13 protein-coding genes are annotated in these 11,475 nt (G+C 76.0%); 2 read left to right on the top strand and 11 right to left on the bottom strand.

Annotated elements, in window-relative coordinates; translation table 11 throughout:
* Positions 1 to 106: 106 nt before the first annotated feature.
* Positions 107 to 745, bottom strand: coding sequence for a response regulator transcription factor (locus tag AB0469_RS30320; protein ID WP_366454644.1), 639 nt, complete (start codon positions 743 to 745; stop codon positions 107 to 109).
* Positions 746 to 883: 138 nt separating this feature from the next.
* Here AB0469_RS30320 and AB0469_RS30315 point away from each other — a divergent pair, with 138 nt between their 5' ends.
* The gene (locus AB0469_RS30315) at positions 884 to 1,045 is read left to right on the top strand and encodes a hypothetical protein (protein WP_366454643.1); all 162 of its coding nucleotides are present in this window, start codon (positions 884 to 886) and stop codon (positions 1,043 to 1,045) included.
* Here the strand turns inward: AB0469_RS30315 and AB0469_RS30310 are convergent.
* From AB0469_RS30310 to AB0469_RS30270, 9 genes are all read right to left on the bottom strand, one after another.
* A complete protein-coding gene (locus tag AB0469_RS30310) occupies positions 1,035 to 2,288 on the bottom strand; it encodes a sensor histidine kinase (protein ID WP_366454702.1) in 1,254 nt (417 codons plus the stop codon). The two genes, AB0469_RS30315 and AB0469_RS30310, sit on opposite strands and share 11 nt — an antisense overlap.
* Positions 2,289 to 2,430: 142 nt before the next feature.
* On the bottom strand, positions 2,431 to 3,339 hold the full coding sequence (locus AB0469_RS30305) for a squalene/phytoene synthase family protein (RefSeq protein WP_366454642.1): 909 nt from the start codon (positions 3,337 to 3,339) through the stop codon (positions 2,431 to 2,433).
* 62 nt (positions 3,340 to 3,401) lie between these two features.
* A complete protein-coding gene (locus tag AB0469_RS30300; RefSeq protein ID WP_366454641.1) occupies positions 3,402 to 5,051 on the bottom strand; it encodes a serine/threonine-protein kinase in 1,650 nt (549 codons plus the stop codon).
* 27 nt (positions 5,052 to 5,078) lie between these two features.
* Positions 5,079 to 6,722 carry a peptide-N4-asparagine amidase gene (locus AB0469_RS30295; protein WP_366454640.1) on the bottom strand — a complete coding sequence of 548 codons (1,644 nt, stop codon included), beginning with the start codon at positions 6,720 to 6,722 and terminating at the stop codon, positions 5,079 to 5,081.
* Between the two features lie 98 nt (positions 6,723 to 6,820).
* The gene (gene rraA, locus AB0469_RS30290; protein WP_366454639.1) at positions 6,821 to 7,303 is read right to left on the bottom strand and encodes a ribonuclease E activity regulator RraA; all 483 of its coding nucleotides are present in this window, start codon (positions 7,301 to 7,303) and stop codon (positions 6,821 to 6,823) included.
* A 62-nt stretch (positions 7,304 to 7,365) separates the two neighbouring features.
* Complete coding sequence (locus tag AB0469_RS30285) at positions 7,366 to 7,632, bottom strand: GlsB/YeaQ/YmgE family stress response membrane protein (RefSeq protein WP_042810319.1); 267 nt, start codon at positions 7,630 to 7,632, stop codon at positions 7,366 to 7,368.
* Between the two features lie 69 nt (positions 7,633 to 7,701).
* Positions 7,702 to 7,998, bottom strand: a complete 297-nt coding sequence (locus AB0469_RS30280) for a hypothetical protein (protein WP_366454638.1) — start codon at positions 7,996 to 7,998, stop codon at positions 7,702 to 7,704.
* 5 nt (positions 7,999 to 8,003) lie between these two features.
* Positions 8,004 to 8,873: a hypothetical protein gene (locus tag AB0469_RS30275; protein ID WP_366454637.1), complete on the bottom strand. Its 870-nt coding sequence runs from the start codon at positions 8,871 to 8,873 to the stop codon at positions 8,004 to 8,006.
* The gene (locus tag AB0469_RS30270; protein WP_366454636.1) at positions 8,870 to 9,847 is read right to left on the bottom strand and encodes a phosphatase PAP2 family protein; all 978 of its coding nucleotides are present in this window, start codon (positions 9,845 to 9,847) and stop codon (positions 8,870 to 8,872) included. Before AB0469_RS30270 ends, AB0469_RS30275 begins: the two co-directional genes overlap by 4 nt.
* Before the next feature lie 174 nt (positions 9,848 to 10,021).
* Here AB0469_RS30270 and AB0469_RS30265 point away from each other — a divergent pair, with 174 nt between their 5' ends.
* Positions 10,022 to 10,651: a TetR/AcrR family transcriptional regulator gene (locus tag AB0469_RS30265; RefSeq protein WP_366454635.1), complete on the top strand. Its 630-nt coding sequence runs from the start codon at positions 10,022 to 10,024 to the stop codon at positions 10,649 to 10,651.
* 228 nt (positions 10,652 to 10,879) lie between these two features.
* On the opposite strand, the gene AB0469_RS30260 is transcribed toward AB0469_RS30265, so the two are convergent.
* Positions 10,880 to 11,425: a TerD family protein gene (locus AB0469_RS30260; protein ID WP_366454634.1), complete on the bottom strand. Its 546-nt coding sequence runs from the start codon at positions 11,423 to 11,425 to the stop codon at positions 10,880 to 10,882.
* Positions 11,426 to 11,475 lie beyond the last annotated feature (50 nt).

Below are 11,475 nucleotides of genomic sequence, written 5' to 3'. Positions count from 1 at the left end.
CCTCGTTCTCGGCGGTGTCCGCACTCTCGGCGGGCTTCGCGCTTCCGTTCGACGGTGTGCCGTCGCCCCCACCCTACCCAGGCGGCCCGGCCGCCCCCGCCGTGCGTCAGAGCCAGCCCTGGCGGCGGGCCGCGCGGACGGCCTCCATGCGGTTGCGGGTGCCGGTCTTGCCGATGGCCGCCGAGAGGTAGTTCCGCACGGTCGACTCCGACAGGTGCACCCGGGCCGCGATGTCGGCGACCGTGGCCCCGTCGACGGCCGCGTTCAGGACGTCGGCCTCGCGCGGGGTCAGCGGGTTGGGGCCGGCGCTGAGCGCGGCCGCCGCGAGCGAGGGGTCGACGACGGTCTCCCCCGCCAGCACCCGGCGGATCGCGGCGGCCAGTTCCTCCACCGGCCCGTCCTTGACCAGGAACCCGGCCGCCCCCGCCTCCATCGCCCGGCGCAGGTAGCCGGGGCGGCCGAAGGTGGTCAGGATCAGCACCCGGCAGCCGGGGAGCGCCGTGCGCAGGTCGGCGGCGGCGTCGAGCCCGCTGCGGCCGGGGAGTTCGATGTCGAGGAGGGCGACGTCGGGCCGGGCGTCGAGGGCGGCGGGCAGGATCTCGTCCCCGGCGGCCACCTGCGCGACGACCTCCATGTCCTCCTCGAGCCCGAGCAGCAGGGCCAGGGCGCCCCGCATCATGCCCTGGTCCTCGGCGAGGAGGACTCTGGTCGGTGTCACGGCGCGCTCCGCGTCAGGCTCGGTCATGCGGCCAGCCTAGGCGCCCGGGGGCGGTGCCCCGCCCCCGGGAGGGCGGACGTTCCCCTCGTGCCGGACGGCCCCGGCGGCGTATCCTCACCCGTCCCGGACCGGCGTGCCCGGAAGGCGAGTTGGGAGAAGGACGCGATGAGGGAGACGGTCGGCTTCGGCATGTTCGTACTCGGCTCGGTGGGCATCCTGGTCGGCGGCCGCGGCGAGCGGGGCTGGGACCGCTGGAACCGGAACCAGCGGATCGTCTGCTCCGTCTCCGGAGTGCTCGCGCTCGCCGGACTGTTCGTCATCGGGTAGCCCCCTCCTCGATGCCCGCGGCCGCTTCCACCGGCAGTTCGGCGCTGACCCGGAAGCCCCCGCCCGGTACGGGACCGCTGGTCAGCGTGCCGCCGGCGGCCGCGAGGCGCTCTCCGAGGCCGGTCAGTCCGCTGCCCGGCGGGGTGGAGCCCACGCCGCGGCCGTCGTCCGTGATCACGAGCCGGACCCGTTCCGCCGCGCCGTGCACCTCGATCTCGCAGGTGGCGGCCCCGCTGTGGCGGACCGTGTTGGTGGCGGCCTCGCGGACCACCCATCCCAGCAGGGCGGCGGCCTGCGGGGGCAGCGGGGGCCCCGACTGGCGCACCAGGGGTTCGATGCCGGCGGCGGTCAGCACGCTCCGGGCCCGGTCGAGTTCGGTGGCCAGGCTGGCTTCGCGGTAGCCGGTGACGGCTTCCCTGATCTCGGTCAGGGCCTGGCGGCCGACGGTCTCGATGTCGCGGACCTGGCCGAGGGCGGCGTCCAGGTCGCGGGGGGCGATGCGCCGGGCCGCCTCCGACTTCACGACGATCACCGACAGGGTGTGGCCGAGCAGGTCGTGCAGGTCGCGGGAGAAGCGCAGCCGCTCCTGGTCGACCGCGGCCCGGGCCAGCTCCTGCCGGGTGTCGCGCAGTTCCCGCACGGTCTCGGACAGGGCGAGGATGGCGGCGGTGACCAGACCGGACAGGAAGGTCCCGTAGACGATGCCCAGGGCGTCCCAGCCCTCGCGCAGTCCGCCGATCACACCCGCGAGGGCGCTGATGCCGAACATGACCTGACCCAGGCGGCGGCCGCGGACCACCGCTCCGGTGGCGAGGCCCAGCAGCGGGAAGAACAGCAGCCAGTTGCCGCCGTAGGCACCGGACAGGGCGCAGGTGACGGCGCCGAGTGCGAGCAGGCACCAGCGGGTGGCGGCCGCCTCCCGGGCCCGCTTGTCGAAGGCGCGGAACACCAGGGTGATGTAGAGGGAGTTGAAGACCAGCAGGCCCAGTGCCCCGATCCAGGGGTTCGGGGTCTCCCCGTGGACGACGTTGGAGATGGCGCCCATGCCCAGCAGCAGCCAGGGCAGCAGGGCGAAGGCGTTGGGCGGGCCCATGGGGCCCCTGCCGTAGTCGGGGGCCTCGCCCCGGGCCTTGCGGGCCTTCTCCGCCGCCCGCCATGCGGCCTTGCGGGCCGGCCAGTCGGCCTTCCAGTCGGCCTTCCGGTCGGCCTTCCGTTCCTTCGTGCCCCGGCACCCGTCCCGCATGTCCGTTCCCGCTTCCCGTTCCACCTGTGCGCCGTCCCGCCCGAGCGGCGGTGCGGACGTCTGCTCTGTCATGACCACCACGTTAGGGACCGGGGCGGGGACGCCTGCAGAGCCGCCCGTACGGTCCCGGCCGGTACGAATGTCACAACGCCCGGCGGCGCAGTGCGCGGACCAGGGTGCCCGCCGGGGCCGCCAGGCCGTAGCCGACGTCCTTGCGCAGGAGGCGGGCGCCGGCCCGCTCCACCGCGGTCAGCTGGTGCCCCATGAGCTCGGTCATGGCGGCGACCACCGGGCGCAGCCCGGGTGCGGTGAGGTCGAGGATGCCGTCGTCGGCGGCGTCGAGCGCCGTACGGGCGCGCCGGCACTCGGCGCGCAGGAGGGCGCGCACGGCCGGGGTGTCGCGGGCCCGTTCGAGGTCGGCGCGGGTCACGGAGTGCTCGGCGAGCCGGGCGCGCGGGATGCAGAGCCGGCCCTCGGCGAGGTCGCCGGACAGGTCGGCGAGGAAGTCGACGCGCTGTGCGGCGTCCACGAAGGTGCGCCAGCCCGCGGCCTGGGCGGCGTCGGGCCCTCCCGGGTACTGGAGTCCGGTGAAGACCAGGACGCCGGGCCAGGCGTAGGCGTCGAGGTAGGCCTGGAAGTCCTCCTCGGTGCCGAACCCGTCGAAGCCGGCCTCGGCGGTGGCCGCTCCGTCCAGGAAGCGGGTGACCCAGTGGGCGGGCAGCCCGCGGGAGCGGACGGCGTGGGCGTAGGCGCGGAGCAGCGGGTCGGGGCTGTCGCCGCTCTCCAGCGCCGCACCGGTGCGTGCGGCGAGCGCGGCGAGGCCCGCGGAGCGCTCCTGCGGGGTGCCGGTCTCGGCCACGTCGTCGACGAGGTTCATGAAGGCCAGGCCGGCCGCGAGCCAGGGCACCAGGGGCGGCGCCGCGAGCAGGCGCAGGGTGACGAAGTGCGCGGGGTCGCGGCGCAGCACCCCGCGCGCGGCCCGGGTGTAGTCGTCCCGCAGCCCGGGCGCGGATATCCCGGCCCGGGTGAGGGTGGTGCGCCAGCTCGGCATGGTGTGGGTGCTCCCTCGTACCGTTTCCCCGTACCGGGTGCTCCGGTACGGGGGAAACGATGTCAGGAGCGGTAGACCTTCTTCACGTCGCCCTGGGCGTCGGCGTACAGGTAGCCGCCCCGGCCGTACTCGTCGCTGAGGTAGGGCCGCACGGAGGTGGCGCCGCCGTCGAAGATCCAGGGCTCGACGATGACGTAGCGGGAGGTCGGCTTGGTGACGCCGAGTTCCTGCTGGGCCTTGTCGAGGAGGCCGGGCAGGGCGTCCCAGTTCACGGCGCTCATGTCGATGAGCGGCTTGGTCCCGTCGATCCTGCCGCCGGGGCCGTCGCGCTTGACCCGGCCGTCGCGGTACTCGTAGCGGTCGTAGGTCCCGGCGCCGTCGGCGGTGGGAACGGAGGCGAGCACGTACCCCTCGTAGACGGTCATCTCCACGAAGGCGGTGGTGCCGGTCTGCTGTTTGAAGGCGGCGAGCGCGGTGCGGACCCGGTCGGGGGTGAGCAGGCCGCCCTTGGCCGCGGTGGCGCCACCGCCGCCCTGCGGCGTGGACGGTGCGGCGTCCGGGGCGGCGGGCCGGCCGGCGGTGGTCGCGGTGGGGGTCCCGGCGGCGCCCGCCTTCGCGTGCGTGCCGGAGGCGTCGGACGTCCCGTCGGGCAGCATCCGGACGAGGCCGACGGCGCCGCCGGTGAGGGCCAGCACGAGCAGGGCGCCGATCAGGACGGGCCGCAGACGGCGGGCGCGGGCCGGGGTGACGGGTGCGGTGCGGTCGTACAGGGAGCCGCCGCCGGGGACGAAGGGCCGGGTGTCCGACACCGGGGGCGGGGGCGCGTACGCCGGCGGGGACCCTGCCGTGGCCGTGCCGGTTCCGGCGGCGGCGCTCGCGGCGCGGAGCAGGGCTTCCAGTGCGGGGCCGTCGGGCCGCACAGCCGGGTCCCGTACGAGCAGCCGTTCCAAGACGGGGCCCAGCGGGCCGGAGCGCACCGGCGCGGGGATCGGGTCGTCGAGGACGGCGACGACGGTGGCCAGGCTGGTGGCGCGGCGCAGCGGGTGGGTACCTTCGGCGGCCACGTACAGCATCATGCCGAGGGACCAGAGGTCGGAGGCGGCGAGGCCCTCCTCGCCCCGCGCGCGCTCGGGGGCGATGTACTCGGGCGAGCCGATCAGGACCCCGGTGGAGGTGAGGGCGGTCGCCCCGCCGAGGGCGGCGATGCCGAAGTCGGTCAGCACCGCGGCGCCGTCGGGCCGCAGCAGCACGTTGGCCGGTTTCACGTCCCGGTGCAGGACCCCTTCGGCGTGCGCGGCGCGCAGCGCCGACAGGACGTCGAGCCCGAGCCGCAGCACGTCGGCGACGGGCATGGGTCCGTCGGCCAGCCGGTCGTGCAGGGAGCCGCCCTTGACCAGCTCCATCACGATCCACGGGTGGCCGTCGGTGCCGGGCGCCGGCTCGACGATGTGGTGGATCGTCACCACGCCGGGGTGCGCGAGGCGGGCCAGGGCCCGGGCCTCGCGCACGGCCCGCTCGCGCATCTGGGCGGAGAGCCCGGGGTTGGCGGCCTCGGACGCCGGGTCCGGCGGGCGCACCTCCTTGAGGGCGACCTCGCGGTGCAGGGCGATGTCGCGGGCGCGCCACACCGTTCCCATGCCTCCGGCGCCCAGGGGTGCGATCAGTTCGAAACGGCCGTCGACAAGCCGTCTGCCGGCCTCACTCGTGTCCATGGCCGGTCATCGTAGAGGGCGCCACCGTCAGCAGCGGCGGCGGTCCGCCGTCAGGGCGCCCTGCACGGTGGTCACCGTACGGTCGTAACAGCCGCCCCCGGTTCCCGTCCCGTACAGCTGGTAGTGGGCGGTGGTGGTGCCGACCGCGTGGCGCTGGTCGCGCGGGACGTTCGCGGTGTACGAGGCGTCGCCCGTGTACCGGTCGTCGAGGCGGGTCCGCCCGGTCTGGCGGCCGCCACGCAGGGTGAGGGTGTCGGCCCGGTCGCCCAGGGAGAGGACGGTGCGCAGCCGGTCGCCGGCGCCGAGGGTGGTCGCGCCGTCCATGGTGTACGCGCGGGTCGTGCGGGTGGTGTCGGCGCCCCGGGTGACGCTCTCCTGGTCGTTCCATGAGGCGGTGAGGGCGTCGAGGTTCTCGCCGTCGGTCCAGCGGTGGGCGGAGGTGTGGGACACCGCCCGGGTGACGGTGGTGGTGACCCGGCCGTGGGAGGTGTCGAGGTGGCCGGCGACGGTGAGGCGGTGGGCGCCCTCGGTGTCGAGGCGGTGTTCGCCGCCGGGGGCGGCGGGCGTCCAGCGGGAGGTGCCGGTGGGGGCCGCCTCCTCGTGGCGGGTGAGGGCGCCGGTGACGACCTCGCGGCCCCGGTCCTGCCACAGCAGCAGGTTGGCGGGGGTGCTCCAGCCGCTCTGGCCGGCCGGGACCCCTGCGACGGCCACCTCGATCCGGTGCGGGCGGCCGTCGTTGAGGAGGGCGGCGTAGGGGGTGAGGTCGTAGACGATCGGCTGGACGTCGAAGGCGCGGGGACCGGGGGTGACGTACCAGAGGAAGGGGTTGGACCAGCCGCCCGTCCAGACGGTCGGGAAGGGCGCGGCGAGCCCGGCGAGCTGTCCGTCGACGGAGATCCGGACCTCGCGGTAGGGGCCGTCGGCGGCCTTGCAGGAGTAGGGGGCCGCGTCGGGGACGGTCATGTACCAGTACTCCTCGCAGCCGCCGCCCGAGCCGGTGGCGTAGACCTCGGCGAGGAGCCGTTCGGTGTTGCGCGGGGTGGTGACGTCCGGGGTGGTGAGCGGGAGGACCCGGTCGGGGGCGGGGGCGGGGCGGGTGCGGCCCTCGGCGGCGTAGAAGGTGAGGGTGACCTTGACGTCGATGACCCCGGTGTAGGTGTCGTCGACGACGTTGCCGATCAGCATCTCGACGGGCTGCGGGCGGGCGAGGGTGTCGCGGTAGCGGGTGACGTCCTTCTCGACGGACCACTCGATGCCCTCGGGCGAGGGTTCGGGCGTGGAGGTGCGCAGGATCTCCACCCCGCCGAGGGCGAGGTGGCCGAGGCGGTCGTACTGGCGGCCCTTGACCTTGCCGTCGAGGCGCAGCACCACCGCGGCCCAGTCGGCGCGGCCGCAGCCCTCGGGCGGGGTGTAGGCGCCCCGGTAGGGGGTGAAGTCGCGGAACTGCGCCTCGGCCAGGGTCACCCGGCAGGACCGGGTGACGGGGTGCGCGACGGGCGGGGCGGCGGTGAGGGGGTCGTGCCAGTCGGTGCCGAACTCGGCGGGCGGGGTGTCCGCGGGCCGGGCGGAGACCGGGGCGGGGGTGGCGGCCGCGGGTCCGGCGGTGGCGGCCAGGGTGCCCGCGGCGAGGGTGAGCGCGCCGAGCAGGCCCATGATCCTGTGTCGTCTCATGGGCCCGCAGTGAAGCGGCTGCCGGGCTCCGCCCGCCAGGGCCGGTGGTCCGGTCCTGGCGGGATCTCGCCCCTGCTCCGGGTGGTCGCGCCGGCGCGTCAGGCGGCGGGGAGGACCACGACGCCGTCGTCGTCCACGTACACGGTGTCGCCGGGGCGGAAGGTGACGCCGCCGATGGTGACGGGCTCGTCGACGGCGCCCGCGCCGGTCTTGCCGCTCTTGCGGGGGCAGGTGCCCAGCGCCTGGACGCCGAGGGCGAGCCCGCCGAGGGCGACGCTGTCGCGGACCGCCCCGTTGACGATCAGTCCGGCCCAGCCGGAGCGCTCCGCCGCGCCGGCGATGAGGTCGCCGACGAGGGCGGTGCGCAGCGAGCCGCCGCCGTCGACGACGAGGACGGCGCCCTCGCCGGGGGTGTGGAGGAGTTCGCGCAGCAGGGCGTTGTCCTCGTGGCAGCGGACGGTGCGCACGGGCCCGGCGAAGAGGCGGCGGCCGCCGATGGGGCGGAAGGCGGTGGTGCAGATGCCGAGGTGCTCGCCGTGCTCGTCGTAGAGGTCGGCGGTGGGGACGGGGGTGACGCTCATGTGGCTGGGGCTCCTCGCATCTCGTACGTCGCGCCGTGCGGGCCTAGCGTATGCGGGACCCCCTAATCGCGGGAGTTGCCGAAGAGGATGCGGTAGCCGATGAGCAGGACGAGGGAGCCGGCGATGGCGGCGCCCCAGGTGGCGAGGTCGAAGAAGTGGTTCTGGATCGGGCGGTCCAGGAACCGGGCGGAGAGCCAGCCGCCGATGAAGGCGCCCGCGACGCCGATGAGGGTGGTGCCGATGAAGCCGCCGGGGTCCCGGCCGGGCAGCAGGATCTTGGCGATGCCTCCGGCCAGCAGGCCCAGGACGATCCAGCCGATGATGCCCATGGTCGTTCACTCCGCTCGTTGGTCAGCGTCTCTACGGTGGGGAGGACGCAGCCGCCGGCCCGGCGGTTCTCAGCGGTGGCGGGCGCGCAGGAGCGCGGTGGCGGCGACGGCGGCCGTCACGGCACCGATCCCGGCCACGGCGAGGCCGCCCCGGGAGCGGTACGAGAAGAGCGAGAGTGCGGAGCGGGCCGAGAAGGCGGAGCCCGCGCTCAGCCAGGAGGCCGCCGAGCCGATGCTGAGCGCGGAGCCGAAGGAGGCGACGGACAGCACGCTGCCCACCGAGCCGACGGAGAGCACGGAGCCCACCGAGCCGATGGACAGCACGGAGTCCCGGGACCACAGGGAGAGGTACGAGCGGTCGGCCATGGCGGTCATGCTGTCACATGGCCGGCCGGTACGGCGCGGGTTTCGCCGGCCTGGTCGCCGGGTGCGGTCCGGGTCAGCAGCAGGACCCCCCGGCCGGCCGCGAGGGCTCCGGCGGCGGCGAACACGATGCCCAGGGTCCCGCCCTGGAGGCGTTCGCCGAGCAGGGCCATGCCGATGACGGCGGCGGCGAGGGGGTTGGCCAGGTTGACCACGGCGAGCGGGGCGCCGAGGCCGCCCCGGTAGGCCCGCTGCGAGAGCAGCATCCCGCCGACGGCGAAGACCACGACGAGCAGGGCCACGGTGACCACCCGGGCGCTGAGCAGGGAGCCGCCGCGGCCGCCCGCCACGGCGACGGTCTGGGTCAGGGCGGAGGCGACGGCGGAGGCGAGCCCGGAGGCGGTGGCGTGGCGCAGGCCCGGGCCGGGGTCCTTGCGGGCGGTGAGCAGGGCGATCACGGCCAGCGTCGCCCCGGAGACGGTGAGGGCCTCGGCGACGGTGAGGGTGTCGTCGGGGGCCGGGCCGGAGGCGGGGAGCAGCAGCAGGCCCAGTCCGGCGACGGTGGCGAGGGTGCCCCGCCACTCGGTGGCGGCGACCCGCCGGCCGGCGCCGCGTGCGCCGAGCGGGACGGCGGCCACGAGGGTGAGCGCGCCCAGGGGCTGGACCAGGGTGAGCGGGCCGTAGCGCAGGGCGGCGGCGTGCAGCAGCGCGGCTCCGGCGTTCAGCCCGGCCGACCACCACCAGGCGCCGTTGCCGACCAGGTCGCGGGCGGTGCGGGCGACGGCGCGGCGGGCGAGCCGCTCCTGGGCGACGGCGGCGGCCGCGTAGGTGACGGCGGAAGCCAGGCAGAGCGCGACGGCGAGGACGGTGGCGTTCACCGCTCGCCTCCGGCGGGTACGGGGGCGGGCGCGGCCGCTTCCCCGGGCGGCGGCACCGGGCGGCCCGCCGCCACGATGACGGCCGGGGCCGGGGCGGCCGCCGGGGCCGCTGCCTCCCGGACGGGGTCCGCCGGGCCGCGAGGGCGGGGCGGGCGGCCTACCGGGGCCGGGGTCGCAGCCAGGTCCGGGGCGGTGGCCAGGTCCGGGACGGCGACCAAGTCCGGGACGGCCGCCGGGGCCGGGGTGGTGGCCGGCGGGCGGGGGACGAGGAGGAGGGACGCGCCCAGCAGCAGGGTGGCCACGAGGGCGTCGGCCCAGTAGTGGTTCGCGGTGCCCACGACCACGAGCAGCGTGGCGAGGGGGTGCAGCAGCCACAGGACCCGCCACCGCGACCGGGTCGCGGCGATCATCCCGAGGGCCAGCATCAGCGCCCAGCCGAAGTGCAGCGAGGGCATGGCGGCGAACTGGTTGGCCATCGTGTCGGCGGCCGGGGCGGCCCGGTAGACGGTCGGCCCGTAGACCTGGCCGGTGTCGACCAGGTGCGCGGCCTCCAGCATCCGCGGCGGCGCGAGGGGGAAGGCCAGGTGCAGGGCGAGGGCCGCGCCGGTGAGGACGGCGAGCACCCGCCGGGTCCACAGGTAGTGCCCCGGGCGGCGCAGGTACAGCCAGACGAGGAACAGGACGGTCGCCGGGAAGTGCACGGCCGCGTAGTAGGTGTTCGCGGCGTGGACGGCGGCGTCCGAGTGGAGCAGCAGCCGCTGCACGGCCCCTTCACCGGGCAGGTGCAGGGCGCGCTCGGCGTCCCATACCCACCCCGCGTTGCGGTGGGCCTCCTCGGTGCGGCCCGTCGAGAGCATCCGGCCCGCCTTGTACACGGCGAACAGGCCCGCGACGAGCAACAGCTCGCGTATGAGCCGGCGCCGGGCGCCGCCCGCGGGGGCGGGTGTCCGGCCGGGTGTGGTGTGGGAGGTCATCCCCCGGTCTCACTTCTTTCGGGTGGAGCGGATTCGGTCGGACCGTTTCCGATCGACACGCCAGTGTATCGATACATTCGCGTATCGATACGATGGTGTAGCGATAAGCCGCCGGGGCCGTACACTCGGAGGCACGACCCACCGCCCGGGAGCTCGCGAGGAGAGCCGCACCCCATGACGTCCACGCCGCAGGCCGCCGCGCGCCGCTCCAAGATCAGCCCGGAGCGCGAGCAGGAGTTCTACGACGCCGTCCTGGACCAGCTGCGCGAGCACGGCTACGAGGCCCTCACCATGGAGGGCGTGGCCGCCCGGGCCTGCTGCGGCAAGTCCACGCTGTACCGGCAGTGGAAGACCAAGCCCCAGCTGGTCGCCGCCGCCCTGCGCGCGAGCCGGGCGCGGCGCGGCGAGCGGACGCTGGCCGACGTGGACACCGGGAACCTGGCGGGCGACCTGCGCGAGGCCGCCCGGATCGCGGCCGGCACCTCCGGGCGCGACACCCGGCTGACCCAGGCCCTCGGGAACGCCGTGCTCAGCGACGAGGACCTCCAGCGCGCGCTGCGCGAGGCGCTGGTCGAGCCCGAGCTCGCCGCCTTCGACGCGATCGTGGCGCGGGCCGTGGCGCGGGGCGAGATCACCGCGGACCATCCGGCCGTGGAGTTCCTCCCGGCGCAGCTGATGGGCGTCCTGCGGATCCGGCCGGTCCTGGAGGGGCGCTACGCCGACGCCGAGTACCTGGTCAGGTTCGTCGACGCGGCCCTGCTGCCCGCCCTGGGCATCGGCCCGGGCGAACGACCGGCCACCTGAACCGGTGGGCCGCCGTCCACGATGACCGGACGGCGACCCACTCGCGCTGCCTCGTGGGGACGGCGGCAGCGCGCCACCCGGACGGGTCGGCGGCCCTCCCGAGCAGGGGGACCGCCGACCCGTCCGGTACGGACCTCCCCGCGCGGACGCGTTCCGCGCCGGGCCCCTTCCGCCCGGACGCCTTCGGTGCGCGTCCCGCCTCCGCGCGACCCCGCGCCCCGCGGCCGGTCAGTCCCGGGCCGCGCCCATGACCCGGGTGTACTCCTGGGGGTCCGCCTCGAAGCCGCGGGCCCGGGCGTCCAGCGCCCAGCCGCCCGCGCCGTCCCGGACGAACTCGGCGACGGTGGCCGACGCCGCCCCGGCCAGCCCTGCGAAGTCGAGGGTGGCGAGGTCGGTGTGGCCCTCCCGGATCCGCAGCCCGGTCCCGGCGACGGAGCCGAAGACCGTACGGCCGGGCGCACCCGCAGGGCCCGGGTCCTGGATGACCACGCCGACCACGACCCGGCCCAGCTCGGGCGCCATCCGGTCCAGTTCGAGGGTCATCACCTCGTCCCAGCCGAAGCCCTGACCGTTGCGGCTGTCCCGGTCGAGGGTGACCGTGCCGTCGGGGGCGCGGCTGCCGAAGTGCACCAGGTACACCGGCTCCCCGTACGGGTCGCGGATCCCGAAGACGCCGGCGACGAGGTCCAGGTCGTGCGGGGGCGTCCCGGCCGGGCTGGGGTCCCAGCGCAGGGATATCTCCACCTTGGCCAGGCTCTTGCGTACTCCGGTCACCGGACTCCCCCTCCGCTCGGCCGCTCTGGCCGGTGCTGCCCGGCCATGCT

Source organism: Streptomyces sp. NPDC093801 (assembly GCF_040701585.1).
Lineage (GTDB): Bacteria > Actinomycetota > Actinomycetes > Streptomycetales > Streptomycetaceae > Streptomyces.
This window is presented reverse-complemented; position numbering and strand designations above follow the sequence as displayed.

What these genes read in the sequence shown, in the direction of transcription:
- AB0469_RS30320 (WP_366454644.1), bottom strand. Translation starts at nt 745, where the DNA reads ATGACCGAGCCTGACGCGGAGCGCGCCGTGACACCGACCAGAGTCCTC.
- AB0469_RS30315 (WP_366454643.1), top strand. Translation starts at nt 884, where the DNA reads ATGAGGGAGACGGTCGGCTTCGGCATGTTCGTACTCGGCTCGGTGGGC.
- AB0469_RS30310 (WP_366454702.1), bottom strand. Translation starts at nt 2,288, where the DNA reads ATGCGGGACGGGTGCCGGGGCACGAAGGAACGGAAGGCCGACCGGAAG.
- AB0469_RS30305 (WP_366454642.1), bottom strand. Translation starts at nt 3,339, where the DNA reads ATGCCGAGCTGGCGCACCACCCTCACCCGGGCCGGGATATCCGCGCCC.
- AB0469_RS30300 (WP_366454641.1), bottom strand. Translation starts at nt 5,051, where the DNA reads ATGGACACGAGTGAGGCCGGCAGACGGCTTGTCGACGGCCGTTTCGAA.
- AB0469_RS30295 (WP_366454640.1), bottom strand. Translation starts at nt 6,722, where the DNA reads ATGAGACGACACAGGATCATGGGCCTGCTCGGCGCGCTCACCCTCGCC.
- rraA (WP_366454639.1), bottom strand. Translation starts at nt 7,303, where the DNA reads ATGAGCGTCACCCCCGTCCCCACCGCCGACCTCTACGACGAGCACGGC.
- AB0469_RS30285 (WP_042810319.1), bottom strand. Translation starts at nt 7,632, where the DNA reads ATGGGCATCATCGGCTGGATCGTCCTGGGCCTGCTGGCCGGAGGCATC.
- AB0469_RS30280 (WP_366454638.1), bottom strand. Translation starts at nt 7,998, where the DNA reads ATGGCCGACCGCTCGTACCTCTCCCTGTGGTCCCGGGACTCCGTGCTG.
- AB0469_RS30270 (WP_366454636.1), bottom strand. Translation starts at nt 9,847, where the DNA reads ATGACCTCCCACACCACACCCGGCCGGACACCCGCCCCCGCGGGCGGC.
- AB0469_RS30265 (WP_366454635.1), top strand. Translation starts at nt 10,022, where the DNA reads ATGACGTCCACGCCGCAGGCCGCCGCGCGCCGCTCCAAGATCAGCCCG.